Genomic DNA, 20,961 nt, shown 5'->3' on the forward strand with positions numbered 1-20,961 from the left:
GGCTCAAGGCCACCCTGCTCAACCCCCACACCACGGCGCGGGACCTGGACACCCTCGTCGCCCTCCTGGAAGGCAGCACCCGATGACCGCCCACCGCCGCGTACGCGGTGTCCGGGGTCCGTCAGCCGCCGAACTCCTCCAGGCCCTTCAGCGCCTGGTCCAGCAGGGCCTGACGGCCCTCCAGTTCACGGCCCAGCTTGTCGGCCTTCGCGTTGTTGCCCGCGGCGCGCGCCGCGTCGACCTGGCCGCGCAGCTTGTCGACGGCCGCCTGGAGCTGACCCGTCAGCCCGGCCGCACGCGCCCGCGCCTCCGGGTTCGTACGGCGCCACTCGCCCTCCTCGGCCTCCTGGATCGCCCGCTCGACCGTGTGCATCCGGCCCTCGACCTTCGGCCGGGCGTCGCGCGGCACGTGGCCGATGGCCTCCCACCGCTCGTTCAGCGAGCGGAACGCGGCACGGGCCGCCTTCAGGTCGGTGACCGGGAGGAGCTTCTCGGCCTCGTCGGCCAGCTCCTCCTTCACCTTCAGGTTCTCGACCTGCTCCGCGTCGCGCTCCGCGAAGACCTCGCTGCGCGCCGCGAAGAAGACGTCCTGCGCACCGCGGAAACGGTTCCACAGGTCGTCCTCGGACTCCCGCTGGGCCCGGCCCGCGGCCTTCCAGTCCGCCATCAGCTCGCGGTAGCGGGCCGCCGTCGGACCCCAGTCGGCCGACTTCGACAGCGACTCGGCCTCCGCGACCAGCTTCTCCTTCACCTTGCGGGCGTCCTCGCGCTGCGCGTCGAGCGAGGCGAAGTGCGCCTTGCGGCGCTTGGAGAAGGCGGAACGGGCGTGCGAGAAGCGGTGCCACAGCTCGTCGTCGGACTTGCGGTCCAGGCGGGGCAGCGCCTTCCAGATGTCCACCAGGGCGCGCAGCCGCTCGCCGGCGCTGCGCCACTGGTCGCTCTGCGCCAGCTCCTCGGCCTCGACGACCAGCGCGTCCTTGGCCGTACGGGCCTCGTCCGTCTGCCTGGCCTTCTGGACCTTGCGCTCCTCGCGCCGCGACTCCACGGTCGCGACCAGCTTGTCGAGCCGCACGCGCAGGGCGTCGAGGTCGCCCACGGCGTGGTGCTCGTCCACCTGCGTGCGCAGGTGGTCGATGGCCGTCTGCGCGTCCTTGGCGGACAGATCAGTGGTCCGCACCCGCTTTTCGAGGAGGCCGATCTCGACCACCAGGCCCTCGTACTTGCGCTCGAAATAGGCCAGGGCCTCCTCAGGGGTGCCCGCCTGCCACGAGCCGACGACCTTCTCGCCATCGGCAGTACGCACGTACACGGTGCCCGTCTCGTCGACTCGGCCCCACGGGTCGCTGCTCACAGCGCCTCCTCCACCTGATGCCTGCGAGGGGTTCGCCCCCTGGGCATCGTCCACAGTTTCCTGGGGCGGGCAGCGCCCGCCCTGCACAACGCCAACATAGGCGACCGCCGGGCCGGCTGTCCGCATCCCGCACGACGGAATCTCGGCGTGCGGAGGAGGGAACGGCCGGTCCGGGGGCCGCCGGGCCCCGTCAGCTCTGGGTGACGGTGCCCTTCTCGATCTTCACCTCGGTCTTCGGCGCCCCGTCCTGGCCGCCGTCGGCCGTACCGGCCTTGGCGACCTCCTCCAGGACCTTCAGGCCGGCCGCGTCGATCTTGCCGAAGGGCGTGTACGACGGGGCCAGCGGGCTGTCCTTGTAGACGAGGAAGAACTGGCTGCCGCCCGAGCCGGGCTGGCCGGTGTTGGCCATCGCCACCGTGCCCGCCGGGTAGACGACCTGACCCTGCTCGTTCGCCTTGCCGAGGGAGTCCAGGTTCTCGTCCGCGATGGTGTAGCCGGGGCCGCCCATACCGGTGCCCTGCGGGTCGCCGCACTGGAGCACGAAGATCCCGCCCGACGTCAGCCGGTGGCACTTGGTGTTGTCGAAGTAGCCCTTGTCGGCGAGCGACTTGAACGAGTTCACCGTCTGCGGGGTCTTCGCCGCGTCCATCGCGAACGTGACGTCGCCGGCGCTGGTCTTCAGGGCGAAGGTGTACTTCGCCTTCGTGTCGATCGCCATCGCCGGCGAGGGGGACTGCTGGGGCGTCGGCGAGGCGGACGGGGTCGCGGCCGGGTCGGCCGCCTCGTCCTTCTTCTTGTCCGAGTCGAAGACCCCGCCCACGACGAGGCCGACGAGCGTGGCGACCACCACGGCCACCGCCGCGCCGATCACGGCCGCGCGTCGGCGGGTCTTCTGCCGGGCCTCGGCCCTGCGCTGCTGCTGGCGCTCGTACTTCTCTTTGGCGAGCTGGCGCCGCCGCTGATCGCTCGTGACCACCGGGTCGTCTCCTTGTGCGTCTCTGGTACCGCTGTCCGGGCTGGGATAGGCCGTACCGTATATGGGTTCGCTGTGTAATGAGCGGCGCCGGTAGGCTCTGAGCAGCAGCATTCCGATCTGCAGCCTCCCGCCGGACGACGATTGAGGACGAACGTGCTGATTGCCGGGTTCCCGGCCGGGGCCTGGGGGACCAACTGTTACGTGGTCGCCCCCGCCGCCGGCGAGGAGTGCGTCATCATCGACCCCGGCCACCAGGCCACCCAGGGCGTCGAGGAGATGCTGAGGAAGCACCGGCTCAAGCCCGTGGCGGTCGTACTGACCCACGGCCACATCGATCATGTGGCCTCGGTCGTCCCGGTGTGCGGAGCACACGGCGTACCGGCCTGGATCCACCCCGAGGACCGCTACATGATGAGCGACCCGGAGAAGGCCCTCGGCCGCTCGATCGGCATGCCGCTCATGGGCGAGCTGACCATCGGCGAGCCGGACGACGTCCGCGAACTCACCGACGGCGCCGGCCTGAAACTGGCCGGAATGGACTTCTCGGTCGCCCACGCCCCGGGCCATACCAGGGGGTCGGTGACGTTCCGGATGCCCGGGCTGGCAGCCACCCCGCCGGTCTTCTTCTCGGGCGACCTGCTCTTCGCCGGCTCCATCGGCCGCACCGACCTGCCCGGCGGCTCCCACGCCGAGATGCTCGAATCGCTGGGCCGCGTGTGCCTGCCGCTCGAGGACTCGACCGTGGTGCTGTCCGGCCACGGCCCCCAGACCACCATCGGCCGCGAGCGCGCGACCAACCCGTACCTGCGGGAGGTCGCCGCCGGCCTGGCAGCGGACCCGAAAGCCGCTCCACGACGAGGAATGTGACCAGAGTCCCGTGAGTACTTTTCAGGCCCCCAAGGGCACGTACGACCTGCTGCCGCCCCGGTCGGCGACCTTCCTCGCGGTCCGCGAGGCGATCGCCGCGCCGCTGAGGAACTCGGGCTACGGGTACGTCGAGACCCCCGGCTTCGAGAACGTCGAGCTGTTCTCCCGCGGCGTCGGCGAGTCCACCGACATCGTGAGCAAGGAGATGTACACCCTCACCACGAAGGGCGGCGACCAGCTCGCCCTGCGCCCCGAGGGCACCGCCTCCGTGCTGCGTGCCGCGCTCCAGGGCAACCTGCACAAGGCGGGTCTGCTGCCCGTCAAGCTCTGGTACTCCGGCTCCTACTACCGCTACGAGCGGGCGCAGAAGGGCCGCTACCGCCACTTCTCGCAGGTCGGCGCCGAGGCCATCGGCGCCGAGGACCCGGCCCTCGACGCCGAGCTGATCATTCTGGCCGACCAGGCCTACCGCACGCTCGGCCTGCGCGAGTTCCGCATCCTGCTCAACTCGCTGGGCGACAAGGAGTGCCGTCCCGTCTACCGGGAGGCCCTGCAGGCGTTCCTCGGCGGGCTGGACCTGGACGAGGACACCGTCCGCCGGGCCGCGATCAACCCGCTGCGGGTCCTCGACGACAAGCGGGAGTCCGTACAGGCGCAGCTGGTCGGCGCGCCCATGCTGCGCGACTACCTGTGCGACGCCTGCAAGGCGTACCACGAGGAGGTGCGGGCGCTGGTGACGGCGGCCGGCGTCGTCTTCGAGGACGACGAGAAGCTGGTGCGCGGGCTGGACTACTACACCCGGACCACCTTCGAGTTCGTCCACGACGGCCTGGGCTCCCAGTCCGCGGTGGGCGGCGGCGGCCGCTACGACGGGCTGTCCGAGATGATCGGCGGACCCGCCCTGCCGTCCGTGGGCTGGGCGCTGGGCGTGGACCGCACGGTGCTCGCGCTGGAGGCGGAGGGCGTCACGCTGGACCTCCCCGCGGCGACCTCGGTCTTCGCGGTCGCGCTGGGCGAGGAGGCCCGCCGGGTGCTGTTCGGGAAGGTCACCGAGCTGCGCCGGGCGGGGATCGCCGCGGACTTCTCGTTCGGCGGCAAGGGCCTCAAGGGTGCGATGAAGGACGCGAACCGGTCGGGTGCCCGGTTCGCCGTCGTCGCCGGCGAGCGGGATCTCGCCGAGGGCCTCGTCCAGCTCAAGGACATGGAGTCCGGCGAGCAGGGCACCGTGCCCCTCGCCGACCTGGCCGACACCGTCCGGGCCCGCCTGGCCTGACGGCCGCCGCCGACGGGGCGGGGACGGGGAGCCGCCGTGGCGTGCTCTGCGCCCCGCCCCGCCGGCGTGTGCGGGCGCGGGGACCGGGACGCTCCGGGGAGGGACGCGCTCAGAGCAGCCCGTGGCGCATGGCCGTCGTCACCGCCGCCGTGCGGTCCGTGACCTCCAGTTTGGCGAACACCCGCAGCAGGTGCGTCTTGACCGTGGACTCCGCCACGAACAGCCGGCGGCCGATCTCCGCGTTCGTCGCCCCCTCGGCGACCAGGCGCAGCACCGCCACCTCGCGCTCCGACAGCCGGGGCCGCTCCGAACGGGTGCGCAGCCGGTCGACCAGCCGGCCCGCCACCGAGGGGGCCAGGACGGTCTCGCCGCGGACGGCCGCCCGGACCGCCTCCGCCAGTTCCGCCCGGGCCATGTCCTTCAGCAGGTAGCCCGCCGCCCCCGCCTCCACCGCGCGCAGGATGTCCCGGTCGTTCTCGTACGTCGTCAGGACCACCACCCGCACCGGCAGCCCGGCCGCGGTGATGCGGGCGATGGACTCGACGCCGTCGCCGCCCGGCATCCGCAGGTCCATCAGGATCAGGTCGAGCTCCGGGACCAGGTCCGCGGCCAGCGCCTCGGCCTGGGGGCCGTTGGCGGCCTCCGCGACGACCTCCAGGTCCGGTTCGGCGCTGAGCATGCCGCGCAGGCCCTCCCGTACCACCGGGTGGTCGTCGGCCAGCAGGATGCGGATCATGTCGTACGGCTCCTCAGCGGATCGGGAGGGTGACGGTGACGGTGGTGCCCCCGGGCACCGCGCTGGCGACCGAGACCGTGCCGCCGGCCTCCGCGGCCCGGGCGGACAGGCCCCGCAGGCCGTAGCCGGGGGAGGGGAGGGCCGGGTCGAAACCCCGCCCCGCGTCGTGGACCGTCACCGTCAGGGCGGTCGGACCGTACGCCAGGGACAGGCTCGCCGCGGCGCCCGGACCGGCGTGCTTCGCAGCGTTCGCCAGGGACTCCTGGCAGGTCCGCAGGGCCACGACCTCCAGGCCCGGGGGCAGCGGCCGCACCGTCCCGGTCACGGAGACGGCCGCCGGGGGGTCGTGCCGGGCGGCGAGGCGGCGTACGGCGTCGGGCAGCGAGCCCGCGTCGAGATCGGCGGGACCGCCGCCCGAGACCAGGGCCCGGGCCTCGGCGAGGTTCTGCCGGGCGGTCGCCTCCATCAGCTCCAGATGCCGTCGCGCCTGCGCCGGGTCGGCGGCCAGCTCCGACCGCACGGCCTGGGCCAGCATCAGCAGGCTCGTGAAGCCCTGGGCGAGGGTGTCGTGGATCTCCCGGGACATGCGCTCGCGCTCGGCGAGCGCGCCGCGCTCGGCGGACAGCCGGGCCACCTCCTCCCGGCTGGACTCCAGCTCGGCGATCAGCCCGGCCCGGCCCGTGCTCTGCTCGATGATCCGGATGATCCAGGCACCGAAGAACGAGGAGAAGGTGAAGGTCGCGACGGCGGACACGGAGTTGAGGAAGAGCACGTACCCCTCGGGCCGCCACAGCAGCCCCCACCCGGCGACCGGCACCAGCGTCAGCGCCGCCATCGACAGCACCGCCCGGCGCAGCCGCACCAGCATGAAGAAGTGCGGGGCGAGCGCGAACGTGATCAGCCGGGTCTCGCCGACCAGGCACGCGGCCGGCAGGAACAGCAGCAGCACCACGTTCAGGTAGCGGGCCGCCGCCGCCGGCCGCGCCCCCGGCTCCAGCAGGAGCAGCGGCCGCCCGGCCCACTGGTACCAGGGGACCAGCAGGGCCAGCAGGACGAGGGCGGGGGCCCGGTAGCGCAGCGAGGGGAAGTCGGCGCCGAGGACGAAGACCGCTGTCGCCAGCCACACCACGCCGAAGTAGGCGTCCCACGGCAGGAACGCGCGGTCCCAGACGTGGGGCTCGCGTGCTCCCGCCGTCCGCGTGAAGCCGCTCAGCCGTCTCGATGGTTCTTCCACTTGAAGGTCAGCAGGCACAGGACCAATCCTCCGACGACCCAGGCCCCGAGGACCAGGGCCGTCTTTCCGTACTCCCAGCTGCCGGCCTGTTCCAGGACGGCGGCCGATTCGGGCAGGAACACTCCGCGCAGACCCTGGCACATCCACTTGAGCGGGAACAGCGCCCCGACGTTCAGCAGCCAGTCGGGGATCTGGTTGACCGGGATGAAGACCCCGGAGACGAACTGGAGGATCAGGAACGGCAGGACCACCACGGAGCTGGCGCTCTTGCCGGACTTGGGCAGGCTGCTGATGGCGATGCCCAGCAGGGCGCACCCGGCCAGGCCCAGGGCGAAGATCCAGCCGAACGTCAGCCACTTGGAGAGGGAGGAGGGCAGGTCGAGGCCGAACAGGGTGGAGCCGACCAGCAGCAGGATCGCGGTCTCGGCCAGCCCGGTGGCCAGCACCATCCAGACCTTGCCCAGGAAGTACGCCGCCGGGGGCATCGGGGTCCCGCGCAGGCGCCGCAGCACCTTCTCGTCGCGCTCGACGGCGATGGAGATGCCGAGCGACTGGAAGCTGGTGGACATGATGCCGGCGGCGACCATGCCCGCCGCGTAGAGCTGGGAGGCGGTGATCCCGGTGCCCTCCAGGCTGTCGCTGAAGATCGAGGCGAACAGGGCGAGGAAGACGATGGGGAAGGCGAAGGTGAAGATCATCGCGTCGCGCTGGCGGACGAACTGCCGGATCTCCAGGGCACCCCGGCTCAGCCCCAGCGCCCAGGCGCCGGGCAGGGCCTTCGCCGTGTGCGCGAGCGGATCGGCGGTGGCGGGGGCGTGGTCGGCGGCGGTCGTGTTCCGGCTCATCGGGCTTCCTCCGGCTGCGGGGCCTGCTCGGCGGCGGGCCGGACGAGCTGTCCGGTGAGGCGCAGGTACACGTCCTCCAGGGTGGGGCGGGTGATCCGCAGACCCGGGATCTCGCCGTCGAAGCGGGACATCAGCTCGGCGACCGTACGGGTGGGGGTCTCGGTCCGCAGGCTGCGCCCGGAGCCGTCGGCCTCGGTCCACGCGACGGTGGCGCCGGTACCGAACCGGGCCCGCAGCTCCGCCGGCTCGCCCTCGGCGACGACCCTGCCGCGCGCGATCACCGCGAGGCGGTCGGCGAGCGCCTCGGCCTCCTCCAGGTAGTGGGTCGTGAGCACGATGGTGGTGCCCGCCCCTGCCAGCAGCCGGATCAGGTCCCAGAACTGCCGCCGGGCCGCCGGGTCGAAGCCGGTCGTCGGCTCGTCCAGGAGCAGCAGCTCCGGGTCTCCGATGACGCCGAGCGCCACGTCGAGCCGGCGCCGCTGGCCGCCGGAGAGGCCCTTCACCCGGTGGTCCCGCTTCTGCTCCAGGCCGACGAGGGCGATCACCTCCGCCGGGTCGCGGGGCGCCGGGTAGTAGCGGGCGAAGTGCTCGACCGTCTCCCGTACGGTCAGCTCGGCGGGCGCCGACTCGTCCTGCCAGACGATGCCGACCCGCGAGCGCCAGGCCCGGCCCGCGCGCGCCGGGTCGGCGCCGAGCACCGACACCTCGCCGCCGTCCCGGTCCCGGTGGCCCTGGAGTATCTCCACCGTCGTGCTCTTTCCCGCCCCGTTGGGCCCGAGGAGTCCGAAGACCTCACCCGGGCGGATCGTCAGGTCCAGCCCGTCGACCGCGGTGACCTCGCCGTACTGCTTGCGAAGCCCCCGCACCTCCACCGCGTTCCGTGTCATGCCTTGAATCGTCTGCCGGAACCGTGTCCACCGGTCCCCCCGTGCGTACCGTCCTTATGTCCGTCGAACGGTGGACACACAGCCCCGTACGGCACAATGGCCGGTGCTTGGTGACCTTGCAGATGTGGAGCGGGCGGTATGACGACACGAGGTACGGACGCGGACACCGCCCCGAGGACGACGGTCGGGGGCAGCCGGGCCCTGGCCCTGCTGCTGGTGATCACCGGGGCCGCGGGGCTGCTGGCCGCCTGGGTGATCACGATCGACAAGTTCAAGCTGCTGGAGGACCCGAACTTCACCCCGGGCTGCAGCCTGAACCCGGTCGTCTCCTGCGGCAACATCATGAAGAGCGACCAGGCGGCCGTCTTCGGCTTCCCGAACCCCATGCTCGGACTGGTCGCCTACGGGATCGTGGTCTGCGTCGGCATGAGCCTGCTGGCCGGAGCCCGGTTCAGCCGCTGGTACTGGCTCACCCTCAACGCGGGCACCCTCTTCGGCGTCGTCTTCTGCGCCTGGCTGACCTACCAGTCCCTGTACAACATCAACTCCCTCTGCCTGTGGTGCTCCCTGGCCTGGGTCGCCACGATCGTCATGTTCTGGTACGTCACCTCGCACAACGTCCGCGCAGGGCTGCTGCCCGCACCGGGCTGGCTGCGGGGCTTCTTCGCCGAGTTCACCTGGGTGCTCCCCGTCCTGCACATCGGGATCATCGGCATGCTGATCCTGACGCGCTGGTGGGACTTCTGGACCTCCTGAGCCGGGCGGCCTGTCAGCGGGCTCGCATAGGCTTCCGGTGTGGAACCAGATCTCTTCACCGCCGCAGCCGAGGAACGCCAGGAGAAGGACCCGTCCAGCTCTCCGCTCGCCGTACGGATGCGCCCGCGCACCCTGGACGAGGTCGTCGGCCAGCAGCACCTGCTCAAGCCCGGCTCCCCGCTGCGGCGCCTGGTCGGCGACGGCGCGGGCGGCCCGGCCGGCGCCTCGTCGGTGATCCTCTGGGGCCCTCCCGGCATCGGCAAGACCACCCTCGCGTACGTGGTGAGCCAGGCGACGCAGAAGCGGTTCGTCGAGCTGTCGGCCATCACCGCCGGCGTCAAGGAGGTCCGCGCGGTCATCGAGGGCGCCCGGCGCGCGGCCGGCGGCTACGGCAAGGAGACCGTCCTCTTCCTCGACGAGATCCACCGCTTCAGCAAGGCCCAGCAGGACTCGCTGCTCCCCGCCGTGGAGAACCGCTGGGTGACGCTGATCGCGGCCACCACGGAGAACCCCTACTTCTCGATCATCTCCCCGCTGCTGTCGCGCTCGCTCCTGCTGACGCTGGAACCGCTGACGGACGAGGATCTGACCGCCCTGATGCGGCGGGCGCTGACCGAGGAGCGGGGTCTCGGCGGAGCGGTGACCCTGCCCGCCGACGCCGAGGCCCACCTGCTGCGGATCGCCGGCGGCGATGCCCGGCGGGCGCTGACGGCGCTGGAGGCGGGGGCCGGGTCGGCCATCGCCAAGGGCGAGGAGGAGATCACCCTCGAAACGGTCGAGGAGGCCGTCGACCGGGCGGCCGTGCGCTACGACCGCGACGGAGACCAGCACTACGACGTGGCGAGCGCCCTGATCAAGTCGATCCGCGGCTCCGACGTGGACGCGGCGCTGCACTACCTGGCCCGGATGATCGACGCGGGGGAGGACCCCCGGTTCATCGCCCGGCGCCTGATGATCTCCGCGAGCGAGGACATCGGCCTGGCGGACCCGACGGCGCTGCCGATCGCGGTGGCCGCGGCCCAGGCGGTGGCGATGATCGGCTTCCCGGAGGCCGCGCTGACCCTCTCGCACGCGACCATCGCGCTGGCGCTGGCCCCCAAGTCGAACACCGCGACCACCGCGATCGGCGCGGCTCTGGCCGACGTACGGGCGGGCCTCGCGGGCTCCGTCCCGACGCACCTGCGGGACGGGCACTACAAGGGCGCGGCCAAGCTGGGGCACGCGCAGGGGTACGTCTACCCGCACGACGTGCCTGGCGCCATCGCCGCCCAGCAGTACGCGCCGGACGAGATCCACGGCAAGCACTACTACGAGCCGACCCGCTACGGGGCCGAGGCGCGCTACGCCGACGTGGTGGAGAAGGTACGGGAACGGCTGCGCGGCGGCTCCTGACGTGGACGGCCCCGGCCCGGCGGGCGCCGGGCAGCGGTGCCCCCTAGGCTCCGGACATGGGACGTCGTGCTCCGCTCACCGCCGCGACGGCGGCGCTGCTGCTGGCCGCGACCGGGTGCCACCACGGCGACGCGGTGGCGGCCCGGGCCAGCGCCGAGGCCCTGGTCGTGCGCGTGCCGTTGGCCGGCCCCGGCTTTCCGCCGGACGCGGCCGCCGCCAGGACCCTGCTGGCCGGGCTCACGGTCGAGTGGGGAAAGAACTGGCAGACGTACAAGAGGGAGAACTTCGGCCGCGGCTGGTCGGACGAGACCGACGCCGTCGGCGGGCGCAACGGCTGCGACACCCGCGTTATCTCTATGCTTCGCGCCATGGTTGAGCCGTTCTCGCAGCGTGCGTGGGGGATCGTTGACGGTGCGTACTGCTAGGCACATGAGTCACAGGTCAAGCGCGGCGCCTGAGACAGGGCGGACCGGCAGCCGGCCCGCTTGGCCCTGAGGCGCCTGCGCATAGGATGTCGGCGAACGCGGCACACCCAAGGTTTCGCCGCATCTCGGAAGAAGACCCATGGACGACGTCGTCGCCCGCATTCACACCAAGCTGTCCGCAGCATGCTCGGAGCCGGTCCCTCGTCCGCGGACCTTCGTGCGAGCACCTGGCGGCCGACGGCTGGGTCCCCCGCTCAGCGAACAGCGCGTGGCCGCCTTCGAGGCGGTCCACGGCGCCCGCCTTCCCTCCGCGTATCGCACGTTCCTACGCGAAGTCGGCAACGGAGGTATAGGCCCCGACTACGGCCTTCTGCCGCTGACCCGCTGGAACGTCCGTGACATCCCTGATGCCCGTCAGCAACTGGGGCGGCCTTTTGCCCTGGATCCGACCGGCGGTATACCCGAGCAGTGGGCGCTCTGCGCTGATCAGGTTGATCCGTACGCGGGCACCCATCCTGTTGTCCACCGGGGCTGCCTGGAGATGACATTGCTGGTCATCACCGGGCCTGCCCGAGGCCGACTCCTGGACGCCAACCTCGGAGACCTGGCTACCCCTCCCACGTTCCTCCCTCAGCCGGACTTCCTCAGCTGGTACGAGCACTGGCTCGACGGTCTGCCGGAGTGCGGGCTTGCCCCCGACTTCCGCGACCAATACCAAGGCAGCTATGAGGAACTCGTCGATCACCTGACCGGCTCGGATTCTGCCTGCGAGCGAGGTACTGCCGCCTACACCCTGGGCGGGCGTCTCCCTCTTGCCGGTCGTGCCCAAGACGCGCTGCTCGCGGCCCTCGCCGACGACCCCGACCGCCGAGTCCGTATGGAGGCAGCGAAGACTCTGGCAGATCTGTACAGCGGGGCAGCCGAGGCACTTGTGCATGCACTGAGCGATCCGGATCACTGGGTCAGACGACGAGCCATGGTCTATCTGCTGCAGGAAACTGACGACGAGCCTGCCTACGGCTCGGCAGCCCGCGCGCTCCTGCACGACGAGAACCACAACGTCAGGATGGCAGCGGCCGACCTCCTCGGCCGCGCCGGATGGATGTCGTAGAGGTCAGCGTGGGGGCACGGCCCGCATGGCGCGCCGGAGTCCCGCTCTGGCGGCCGTGAGGTCGTCCTCGGTTTCCCGTAGACGTCCTTCCAGGGCCGCCAGTTGGTCCCGGGTGTTGGTCAGTTCGGCGTTCAGGGATGCGTTGTCGCGTTCCAGCTGCTGGACGCGTTCCACCAGTCGGTGGCGGTCGACCTCCTCGATTTCCGCTCCTAGGGACAGCCGGACATGTTCTCGGAGCCGGTCCCGCTCCTTCTTGAGGTCCCTGATCTCGTCTCGTGCCAGAGCGAGCTCCGTCTGCAAACCAGCGGGTGACACCTGCTGCCTGCCGGGAGCAGGTGGTTTCTGCAGACCCTGTTCGCGCTGGGTGGCCATGCCGGTCCGAACGGCGTCGCGTACTTGGGGCTGGTTGTAGACGAACCAAGTGGACACCGACGCGTCTCGGGCCACCTGGGCGATGGTGATCCGCCTGCCCGCCCTGAGAAGGCGGAGTACCGCGTCGAGCGCGCGCGCAGTCTTGGCCTCGCTGTCCTGGGTGCGGCTGGCGCGCAGGCGCTCGACTCGCACGTCCCGGCCGTTGGTGTCGGCGAGGGTTGTTCGCTTCATTCGGGGCTCCGCGTCGTCAGCGCTTGTACGGGGAAGAAGGCTGCGGCCGAGCGCGCCTTGCGCAGCTCCCGTGAGGCCGACTCGACCACCGCCCGTTCCTCGGCAGGCATCGCGTCGAGCTTTCGCCGCATCTCGGCGGCCGACTTCGAGTAGGCGCGGATCTGGTCGTCGAGGTTGCGTACGACCCAGTCGGCGGCCTCCATGGCCGAGGCTGCCTCCTTGTCGGCCCGCAGGTCCGCGATCTGCTGTTCAAGGGCAGGAAGGTAGGAGGGATCCGGTCGGTAGAAGTCGCAGCCGGCGCACTGGAAGCGGATGCGGCAGTGCCCACCTCCGGCTTTAACGTTGCTCGGCTCGGTGCAGCCGCCGTACGGGACCCCGACGCTCTCCACTTCGTAGGCCAGGGGATCTCCGAAGCCGCGGGATTCGCCGTGCCGGTCGACGGCGAGCGCCGCGACCGTCCTGACAGCCTCCTGCTTCCTGCTGAGGGAGACCTTGTAGTAGCCCATCGTGACGTCCAGGGAACGGTGGTCCATGAGTTCCCGGAGGACATCGGGACGGGTCCCGGCGTCCGCGTGGCGCTGGGCGTACGCATGGCGGAAGCCGTACGGGACGATCTGGGTACGGTCGTAGGCGAGGGGATCACCGTTGTCGTCCAGGCGCTCGTCCGCGATGTCCGGGATCAGTTCGTCCACCCAGTCGCGGAAGATCCTGTTGCAGAACTGTGAGGCGGCCAGATGGCCGCGGCGCGGGCGGTTTCGCTGTCCCGGAGAGGGGAACAGCCACTGCGTGCATGCCGGGACGGCCGGGAGACGGTCGAGTTCCCTTTGCCAGGCTTCGATCGCCTGAGCGGTGCTCGCGGAGACTGGGAGGCGGCGGCCGTGTCGGCGTCGCTTGTGGTTGTCGTAGATCAAGGTCGGCTTGCCGTCGATCCACTCCAGGCAGTCGCGGCGCAGGCTGGTGACCTCGCCCGGGCGGCGGCCGGTGTCCCGGAGAATCCCGTAGACCAACTGGTACATCCGCGCGAAGTCGGCGGCTGTCCAGCCGCCGCTCTCGTACGCGGTCGAGGTGCCCAGCAGGCCAATGTGCGCGTCGAGCTGGGCGATGACGTGTTCGGGAACGGTCCGGCCGATGTCGTCCTCGGAGACCTCTACTGCGGCGATGCTGTGGAAGCGGGGATTGAGCGCGAAGCCCCCGGGCACGTGGTCCATCATCCCGGCCTGGCGCGCGAACTCCAGGAGCCTGCGCCAAGAGTGGAGAAGAGCCCTACGGTGACTCGTGGAGTAATCGTGACCATCCTCGGGACGCTTCGTGATGCGGAACATGTCCACGACGGAGTTCATGTCCGCCATCGACAACCGCTCGGGCACCTCGCCGTCCGGGCGGCGTGTCAGGGCAGTGGAAGCGATCGCCGCCGCGTACACGGCCTGCCTCAGGTCCAGGACGCAAGGCCGCGCCGTGCGGCCGTACTCCTTGAGCAGTTCGCGCAGCCACTGCTGGCGGACGGGGCGGAAGTCGATCACCCCGTGGACTGCAACGTACTTCCGCCCGCGCCCGGCAGTGAGCCCTACCAGGGCGCATTCCCACACGTCACCAGAGGTCGGGTCGCCGCCCTCGAACTCGACATGCGCGCGGCGCACATGGAGCAGGATGCCGTTGAGCACCCCGGCGGTAGCAGCCGGCAGCCCTGAGGCGAAGTCCTCACCCAGGCTCAGGAGTGACCCAAGTCCTGTGGGCAGCCCGGCCACGAGATGGCGGACGCGTTGGGGAACCAGGCTGATTCCGGCGGCATCACGTTGCCGGAGGCCGTAGAGAATCTCCTGGCGCACGCCCGGGGCCACGCCGGACAGCGAGAACTGTGACACTCCGGGCTGGATGCCGTCGGTGACGTTGGGCCGACGCCGGGATGACGGGGCGTGCGTCGTGTCGAAGTCCACCGGAGTGCCCTGGAGATGGCGGGCCTTCTTGCACGCCGCACAACGGCTGCCGTTGCTCGCCACGTGAGTGGCGCAGGCCGTCACGACACATGCGAAAACACTGGTTGCCGGATTGCTCGGGTTCGCTGTGAACAGTGCTCTGCTGTCGTCCCACTCGCTCGTCCGCCAGGCGGGAGCGAGAAGCCTGGAGAGCCAATCGGACCACTCGGGACCGCTGCGGTCGAGTGGGGCGACGACGGCGAGGGCGGTGGCAGCCGTCATCGGGCGACCTCCGGGGCGAGACGGTCGACAGCGGCACGCAGATCCTCGTCCTGGGCGTGCAGATAGACGGCGGTGCTTGCCGAGGACGCATGTCCCAGCAGGGTCTGCACGACATCAGGGGCGACTCCGCCGCGGATCCACTGAGTCGCCGCCGTGTGCCGCATCATGTGCGGGCGGGCGCGGAAGCCGCAGCGCTTCCCGATCCGCTCGATGACCTGTTTGGCGTTGGAGTAGGTCATGGGACGGCCCGCATAGCCGCCGACGAGATTGACGAACACGTAGTCGCAGTCGGCGGCTTCGCTCACCCCCTCTCGCTCGGTGAGGTGTTCGCGGTACCGGTGAACCGCCCCCTGCGCCAGCGGCACCATCCGATGGCGGCCGGCTTTCGCGCGGGCTCCGTTCTCGTTGTCCTGGCGTGGTCGGACGTGCAGGTGCGCGCCACGGGCCCGGCACCCGAGGTGCGTGGAGTCCGGGAGTAGATGCATATCCTCCCGCCGCAGTCCGAGCGCCTCGCCGATCCGGAGCCCGCCTGTCACGAGAACGGTCAGCAGCAGCCGGTCGCGGGCGGTGTGTGCGGATTCGAGGATCTGACCCACCTGAGGTTCGCTGAGAGTGGCAGGTGCCAGTTCGATCTCTGGCGCTTTCAGGACGCGGGCCTTGACCATCAGGTGCTGGCCACCCTCACCAGGATCGAAGCCGGTCGGGGCGTAGGCGAGGAAGCGAGGTTCGCTGAGCCGGGCGGCAACCTCGTGGTTCACGTAGCCGTGCACGGCGCAGAAGCGCAGGAACTCGCACACCGCAGTGAGCGTGGCGTTGACCGTCTTGCCGGACGGCAGCTGCCCCCGTCGTGTGGGCGTCCGCTCGACATGGAACTTGAACAGGGTCATGTCCCCGAGCCGAGCGGTCTTCCAGTCGACGCCCCGCTCCGCGCACCACGTGAGGAAACGACCGACCCGGGGGACGTACGCACGCTGTGTCTGTGGCGAGCGGCCCGCCCCGCGCAGATACAGGGCGAACTCCCGAGCCTCGGGGTGAGGGTGGTACGTCTGCTGGTCCACCAGGAGCCAGGTCACCTGTCCGGAGGTGGGAGAGATGGCCTTCTCCGTACGTAACGTCATGGCAACTGTGCTCTTCCGTCGATTTCGCCCATGTGCCTCATGGTGTGACTGATAACGGCGAGCCACAGGGAAGGGTTACGCCTGTCCCTCACGTGCATCGAGAGAAGGACAGAGGTACAGATAACCCGCGACGACGTACTGCGCCGGGACCTCCAGGAGCTGCGCGAGGGGGACCGCAACCCTTGCGTCGTCCTGTCGGGCGTCCTGCCCGACCCGTACACCGGCAAGCTGCTCCCCTATACCTACCGGCGGGCCTCGCAGATCCAGACCGACCACGTCGTCGCGCTCGGCGCCGCCTGGCGGGGCGGCGCGTACGCCTGGACCCCGCAGCGCCGGCTGGAGTACGCCAACGACCTCGACGTCCTGCTCGCCGTGGACAAGCAGACCAACTACGACAAGGGCAGCAAGACCGCCGACAAGTGGAAGCCGCCGCTCACCACGTACTGGTGCACGTACGCGCGCCGCTACACCGGCATCAAGGCCAAGTACCGGCTGTCCGTCACGGCCCCCGAGAAACTCGCGCTCCAGCAGATGCTGGCCACCTGCCCCCAGGCCCGCTCCTAGGGGTGTCGTCACACTCGTTCCTGCCGTGCGGTGTCTGGCCCGCACGCTCGCCGCGTTGTCGGGATCGCCCGTGTACATCCGGTACACGGGCGACCCTCCGCCTTGCGAGCGCACGCACCGGACACCGCACGGCCCGCCCTGCGGGCGTACGGAACGACGTTGACGACACCCCTAGTGCGAGGCCGCCGAGAAGAGGGTGTGCATCGCCCGGCGCAGGCCGCAGATGTCCGCCACCGGCTCCGGGAAGTCGAAGCGGGCGTCGAACGAGCCGGCCGCGCCGCCCGTGAAGCGCACGCGCAGGCCGAGGCGGTCCAGGGCCAGCGGTACGGCGGTCATGCCGTCCGCCTCGCGCGCGCCGAGCAGTCCGCCCAGCCCGCCGAGCCGGTCGCCGTGGGCCGAGTGCAGGTGCTGGAGCAGTTCGCTCTCGTGCGCCACCATCGGGTCCGGCTCGGCCTCGGCCAGGTCCTCCGGCTCCACGTGCTCGGCGCCCCACAGGTCGTCCACCGAGATCTCCCCGACCTCCAGGCGCAGCAGCGTCCACGCCGAACGCCCGCTGTACGGGGCGTCCAGGGACTCCGACAGCCCCAGCAGCTCGCCCACCGGGTGGCGCTCGGCGAGCAGCGCCGCGCAGGCCGCGCGCTCATCCCCGCGGACCGCCGTCAGCCACCCGGCCAGCCACGCGCGGCCTCGGATACGATGGGTCACGGACACCGGCGCCACGTCCGTGATCTCGATCACGGCGGTGAGGTCGTCGTCCTGGGCGTGAGCGGCTGCCCTGGCAGCCGCGGATTCCCCGGAAACAAGGAGAATCACGTCCCCGTCCGGGGTGACGGTCCGCGCGGCCGGCATTCCCGTCCCGAACTCCGTCGGCTCATGCGTGTCGTGAGCACCCGGCAGAGTGAGGGATACTGAGGCGTTGGACTCTACGAGGGTTCGTACGCGTTCGGCTCCGGTGAGCTGCCGAACGCCTTCCCTGGGACGCGGCTGACCTTGCTTATCGTCGTCGAAAGCAGATTCCGTTTCGTTGGAATCTGAACTTCGACGCGCACTGGGCAGGGGGATCCCATGTGGTCGAGACATTACGTCCTCCTCGCTAAGGTAAGCCTCACCTAACTTACATGGAGGTAGGTTCCACGTGAACCAGAAGCGACCCAAGGTCAAGAAGTCGCGTGCCCTCGGCATTGCGCTGACCCCGAAGGCCGTCAAGTACTTCGAGGCCCGCCCCTACCCGCCGGGCGAGCACGGCCGTGGCCGCAAGCAGAACTCGGACTACAAGGTTCGTCTGCTGGAGAAGCAGCGTCTGCGCGCTCAGTACGACATCTCTGAGCGTCAGATGGCCCGCGCGTACGACCGCGCGAAGAAGGCCGAAGGCAAGACGGGCGAGGCGCTGGTCGTCGAGCTCGAGCGTCGCCTCGACGCCCTGGTCCTGCGTTCGGGCATCGCCCGCACCATCTACCAGGCCCGCCAGATGGTCGTTCACGGCCACATCGAGGTCAACGGCGACAAGGTCGACAAGCCGTCGTTCCGCGTCCGTCCGGACGACGTCATCACGGTGCGCGAGCGCAGCCGCGAGAAGGTTCCGTTCCAGGTTGCCCGTGAGGGTGGCTACGCAGGCGAGGGCGAGACCCCGCGCTACCTGCAGGTCAACCTGAAGGCCCTGGCCTTCCGCCTGGACCGCGACCCGAACCGCAAGGAAATCCCGGTCATCTGCGACGAGCAGCTGGTCGTCGAGTACTACGCCCGCTGACGCAGGCGTAGCCCTCACAGGCTGGTCGAAGCCCGCCGTCCCCTCCGGGGGACGGCGGGTTTTCCCGTACCCGGGCGCCCGCCCCACCCCGGCACGGCCCGCTACGGCTGGTCGGCCGCCGCCCGGCGCGACACCCGGGAGCCCCGCGGTCCGCCCCGCCAGGCCGGCCGCGGCGCGGGGACCGTCCCGCCCCGCTCCCCGGGGCCGCTCAGCGCCCGCCCCACCAGCGCCTCCCGGCTCAGCACCCGCCCCTCGGCCGCGTACACCGCGTACCGCTCGGTGCCCAGCAGCTCACCGGCCCGCTCCCGGCACATCAGCCGCGGCGCGTTGAAGTACCCCGAGCCGAACAGCTGGAGCCCCACCCCGCCCCACATCGGCTCCGCCGCGCCCTGGAGCACGGCCGCCTCCACCGGATCGCCCTCCGCGGCCGTCACCAGGGCCAGCAGCTCCAGCGCGAGCACCAGCCCCACCAGGTCGTGGAACGCGTGGTTGATCGTCACGCACTCTGTCAGCAGCCGTCGCGCCTCGGCCGTGCCCCCCGCGTCCAGGGCCGCGTACGCCAGGACGTACAGGGCGTACGCCTTCGTCCAGCGCTCGCCGCGCTCCTCGCAGATCTCCCGCACCTCGCCGCACAGCGTCGCCGCGCCCGCCAGGTCCCCCTGGAAGGCCAGCGCCATCGCCAGCTCCACCTGGCACATCAGGACGTTGCTGTTCAGCTCCCCGGCCGCCCGGTAGCGCTCCAGCGCCGCGCCCAGCAGCTCCCCGGCCCGCGCCATGTCGTCCGAGACCAGCGCCAGGCAGCCCAGCCGGTGCACCGCGTACGCGGCCGCCACCGCGTTGCCCGTCCGCGCCGCCGCGTCCCGGCACTCGTACAGGGCGCTCATCGAGGCCACCGCGTCCCCCTGCAGAGCCGTCACGTAGCCGAGCACCCACAGCGCCTTCAGCCGCGAGGGCTCGTACTCCTCCGGCTGCCCGGCCGCCTCCAGGGAACGGTCCAGCCAGTGCCGGCCTTCGGTGAGCCGGCCGCAGCCCGCCCAGTAGAACCACAGCGTGCCCGCCAGGTACTGGCCCAGGTGCGCCTCGTCCGGTTCGTCCAGGCAGCACTCCAGCGCGAGCCGCAGGTTCGCCAGCTCCGCCTCCACCAGCGCGGCCACCGCCTCCTGACGGGGGCTGAACCAGTCCAGCTCGCACCAGGTGGCCAGTCCCATGTACCAGTCCCGGTGCCGCCGCCGCAGCCGGCCGGCGTCGCCGAGCGACTCCAGCCAGCCCGCGCCGTACGCCCGTACGGTCTCCAGCATCCGGTAGCGCACCCCGGCCGGGGTCTCCTCCCGCACCAGCAGGGACTGGGCCAGCAGCTCCCCGACCAGGTCCAGCACCTCGTCCATGGGCAGGTCCGGCCCCGCGCACACGTACTCGGCGGCGTCGAGGTCGAAGTGCCCGGCGAACACCGACAGCCGCGCCCACATCAACCGCTCCGCGGCCGTGCACAGCTCGTGGCTCCAGCCGATGGCCGTGCGCAGCGCCCGGTGCCGGGGGAGCCCCCCGCGGGCCCCGCCCGTCAGCAGCGCGAAGCGGTCCTCCAGCCGGGCCAGCACCTGCTCCGGGGACAGGGTCCGCAGCCGGCCCGCCGCCAGCTCCAGGGCCAGCGGGATCCCGTCGAGCCGCGCGCACAGCTCGACCAGGGCCGGCCGGTTCGCCGCGGTCACCGCGAACGCCGGATCGGCCGCGCCGAGCCGCTCGGCCAGCAGCGCGAGGGCCTCCTCCGGCGCGGGCGGGGCCAGCGGGAAGACCCGCTCCCCGTCCAGGTCCAGCGGGCGCCGGCCCGCCGCGAGCACCCGCAGGCCGGGACAGGCCCGCAGCAGGCCCCGTACGAGGGCGGCCGTCTCCTCCACCAGCTGCTCGAAGCCGTCCAGGACCAGCAGCAGCCGCCGCCCGGACAGGTGTGCGGTCAGTACTTCCCGTGGCGGGCGGGTGGTGTGGTCGGTCAGCCCGAGCGCCTCGGCCACGGCGAGCTCCAGCAGCGCCGGATCGCGTACGGACGCCAGCTCGGCCAGCCACACACCGTCGCGGTGGGGCTCCTCCCCCCTGATCGCGGCGGCCCGGGCTGCCGCGAGCACCAGCCGGGACTTGCCCACCCCGCCGACGCCGGTCACGGTGACGAGCCGGGAGGACTCCAGGAGCCGCCCCAGTCCGGCGAGTTCGGCCCCCCGCCCGACGAACCGGCCCAGCTCCGAGGGAAGATTGCCCCGGGCGGTGTTGCGGAGGGGTCTGTGTCGCATGGGACACGGAGGGTACTGCTCCCGCAGCGCTGCGTACAAGGCGCTCGCGCGGGTGCCGGTATTGCGGTATGGGTGGGGATCTCCGGCGCGATAGGGTCGTAGGGCCATTGACAGAAGCAGTACAGCCAGCAGTCCGAGTACAGACAGAGAGCGGTGTGACGTGTCCGGTGGAGAGGTGGCCGGGATCCTCGTGGCCGTCTTCTGGGCCATCCTGGTCTCCTTCCTCGCCGTGGTACTGGTGAGGCTGGCCCAGGTGCTCAAGGCGACCGGCAAGCTCGTGGCCGAGGTGACCGAGCAGGCGGTGCCGCTGCTGGCCGACGCCTCCACGACGGTCCGCTCCGCGCGCACCCAGCTCGACCGGGTCGACGCGATCGCGAGCGACGTCCAGGAGGTCACCTCCAACGCCTCCGCCCTGTCCTCCACCGTGGCCTCCGCCTTCGGCGGGCCGCTGGTCAAGGTCGCGGCCTTCGGCTACGGAGTGCGCAAGGCACTGGGCAAGACGGACCCGGCACCGGCCGGAGCGCCGCCGAAGACATCCCGGCGTACCGTGATCGTCGGCCGTACGGTGCCGTCGGCCCGGCGCCGGAAGCAGAAGGGCTGAG

The 20,961-nt window shown here is 71.3% G+C and carries 19 protein-coding genes and 1 pseudogene; 9 read left to right on the forward strand and 11 right to left on the reverse strand.

Annotated elements, in window-relative coordinates:
* Nucleotides 1-121: 121 nt before the first annotated feature.
* Entirely contained in the window at nt 122-1,351 is a 1,230-nt protein-coding gene (locus ABT106_RS19260; protein ID WP_351278680.1) for a DUF349 domain-containing protein, read from the reverse strand.
* Between the two features lie 190 nt (nt 1,352-1,541).
* Nucleotides 1,542-2,327, reverse strand: a complete 786-nt coding sequence (locus ABT106_RS19265) for a peptidylprolyl isomerase (RefSeq protein ID WP_351278682.1) — start codon at nt 2,325-2,327, stop codon at nt 1,542-1,544.
* Nucleotides 2,328-2,480: 153 nt separating this feature from the next.
* On the opposite strand from ABT106_RS19265, the gene ABT106_RS19270 reads away from it, so the two are divergent.
* Both ABT106_RS19270 and hisS read left to right on the forward strand, forming a co-directional pair.
* Entirely contained in the window at nt 2,481-3,194 is a 714-nt protein-coding gene (locus ABT106_RS19270) for an MBL fold metallo-hydrolase (protein ID WP_351278684.1), read from the forward strand.
* Nucleotides 3,195-3,204: 10 nt separating this feature from the next.
* Nucleotides 3,205-4,467, forward strand: coding sequence for a histidine--tRNA ligase (gene hisS / locus ABT106_RS19275; protein ID WP_351278687.1), 1,263 nt, complete (start codon nt 3,205-3,207; stop codon nt 4,465-4,467).
* Between the two features lie 109 nt (nt 4,468-4,576).
* Here the strand turns inward: hisS and ABT106_RS19280 are convergent, their stop codons facing one another.
* From ABT106_RS19280 to ABT106_RS19295, 4 genes and pseudogenes are all read right to left on the reverse strand, one after another.
* Nucleotides 4,577-5,203: a response regulator gene (locus tag ABT106_RS19280; RefSeq protein ID WP_351278690.1), complete on the reverse strand. Its 627-nt coding sequence runs from the start codon at nt 5,201-5,203 to the stop codon at nt 4,577-4,579.
* A gap of 13 nt (nt 5,204-5,216) precedes the next feature.
* Nucleotides 5,217-6,437: a sensor histidine kinase gene (locus tag ABT106_RS19285; protein ID WP_351278693.1), complete on the reverse strand. Its 1,221-nt coding sequence runs from the start codon at nt 6,435-6,437 to the stop codon at nt 5,217-5,219.
* Complete coding sequence (locus ABT106_RS19290) at nt 6,413-7,282, reverse strand: ABC transporter permease (protein WP_351278695.1); 870 nt, start codon at nt 7,280-7,282, stop codon at nt 6,413-6,415. Before ABT106_RS19290 ends, ABT106_RS19285 begins: the two co-directional genes overlap by 25 nt.
* Nucleotides 7,279-8,112, reverse strand: a pseudogene (locus tag ABT106_RS19295) (ABC transporter ATP-binding protein); the annotation flags it as partial. The pseudogene ABT106_RS19295 and the gene ABT106_RS19290, both read right to left, overlap by 4 nt.
* A gap of 195 nt (nt 8,113-8,307) precedes the next feature.
* Between ABT106_RS19295 and ABT106_RS19300 the strand changes: the two are divergent.
* The 4 genes from ABT106_RS19300 (at nt 8,308) to ABT106_RS19315 (ending at nt 11,853) form a co-directional block, all read left to right on the forward strand.
* On the forward strand, nt 8,308-8,925 hold the full coding sequence (locus tag ABT106_RS19300) for a vitamin K epoxide reductase family protein (RefSeq protein ID WP_351278700.1): 618 nt from the start codon (nt 8,308-8,310) through the stop codon (nt 8,923-8,925).
* Between the two features lie 39 nt (nt 8,926-8,964).
* The gene (locus ABT106_RS19305; RefSeq protein ID WP_351278702.1) at nt 8,965-10,317 is read left to right on the forward strand and encodes a replication-associated recombination protein A; all 1,353 of its coding nucleotides are present in this window, start codon (nt 8,965-8,967) and stop codon (nt 10,315-10,317) included.
* A gap of 56 nt (nt 10,318-10,373) precedes the next feature.
* Nucleotides 10,374-10,742, forward strand: coding sequence for a hypothetical protein (locus tag ABT106_RS19310; RefSeq protein WP_351278703.1), 369 nt, complete (start codon nt 10,374-10,376; stop codon nt 10,740-10,742).
* 139 nt (nt 10,743-10,881) lie between these two features.
* On the forward strand, nt 10,882-11,853 hold the full coding sequence (locus tag ABT106_RS19315) for a HEAT repeat domain-containing protein (RefSeq protein ID WP_351278706.1): 972 nt from the start codon (nt 10,882-10,884) through the stop codon (nt 11,851-11,853).
* Nucleotides 11,854-11,856: 3 nt separating this feature from the next.
* Here the strand turns inward: ABT106_RS19315 and ABT106_RS19320 are convergent, their stop codons facing one another.
* Genes ABT106_RS19320 through ABT106_RS19330 form a run of 3 tightly spaced genes read right to left on the reverse strand, consistent with a single transcriptional unit; the run spans nt 11,857 to nt 15,769 of the window.
* Complete coding sequence (locus ABT106_RS19320) at nt 11,857-12,456, reverse strand: DUF6262 family protein (RefSeq protein ID WP_351278708.1); 600 nt, start codon at nt 12,454-12,456, stop codon at nt 11,857-11,859.
* Complete coding sequence (locus ABT106_RS19325; protein ID WP_351278710.1) at nt 12,453-14,651, reverse strand: tyrosine-type recombinase/integrase; 2,199 nt, start codon at nt 14,649-14,651, stop codon at nt 12,453-12,455. Before ABT106_RS19325 ends, ABT106_RS19320 begins: the two co-directional genes overlap by 4 nt.
* Complete coding sequence (locus ABT106_RS19330) at nt 14,648-15,769, reverse strand: tyrosine-type recombinase/integrase (protein WP_351278713.1); 1,122 nt, start codon at nt 15,767-15,769, stop codon at nt 14,648-14,650. Before ABT106_RS19330 ends, ABT106_RS19325 begins: the two co-directional genes overlap by 4 nt.
* Before the next feature lie 120 nt (nt 15,770-15,889).
* Here ABT106_RS19330 and ABT106_RS19335 point away from each other — a divergent pair, with 120 nt between their 5' ends.
* Complete coding sequence (locus ABT106_RS19335) at nt 15,890-16,333, forward strand: HNH endonuclease family protein (protein ID WP_351278743.1); 444 nt, start codon at nt 15,890-15,892, stop codon at nt 16,331-16,333.
* Between the two features lie 171 nt (nt 16,334-16,504).
* Here ABT106_RS19335 and ABT106_RS19340 read toward each other — a convergent pair whose 3' ends face one another.
* Nucleotides 16,505-17,413 (reverse strand): DUF2470 domain-containing protein, encoded by a 909-nt coding sequence (locus ABT106_RS19340; RefSeq protein ID WP_502979425.1) that lies wholly within the window; start codon nt 17,411-17,413, stop codon nt 16,505-16,507.
* A 55-nt stretch (nt 17,414-17,468) separates the two neighbouring features.
* Between ABT106_RS19340 and rpsD the strand changes: the two genes are divergently transcribed.
* The gene (gene rpsD, locus ABT106_RS19345; protein ID WP_008740451.1) at nt 17,469-18,080 is read left to right on the forward strand and encodes a 30S ribosomal protein S4; all 612 of its coding nucleotides are present in this window, start codon (nt 17,469-17,471) and stop codon (nt 18,078-18,080) included.
* Between the two features lie 101 nt (nt 18,081-18,181).
* On the opposite strand, the gene ABT106_RS19350 is transcribed toward rpsD, so the two are convergent.
* Complete coding sequence (locus tag ABT106_RS19350) at nt 18,182-20,359, reverse strand: ATP-binding protein (protein WP_351278718.1); 2,178 nt, start codon at nt 20,357-20,359, stop codon at nt 18,182-18,184.
* A 160-nt stretch (nt 20,360-20,519) separates the two neighbouring features.
* On the opposite strand from ABT106_RS19350, the gene ABT106_RS19355 reads away from it, so the two are divergent.
* Entirely contained in the window at nt 20,520-20,960 is a 441-nt protein-coding gene (locus ABT106_RS19355; RefSeq protein ID WP_267722857.1) for a DUF948 domain-containing protein, read from the forward strand.
* The last annotated feature ends 1 nt before the right edge of the window (nt 20,961 follow it).

The organism is Streptomyces sp. NPDC002044, from assembly GCF_040296725.1.
GTDB lineage: Bacteria > Actinomycetota > Actinomycetes > Streptomycetales > Streptomycetaceae > Streptomyces > Streptomyces antarcticus.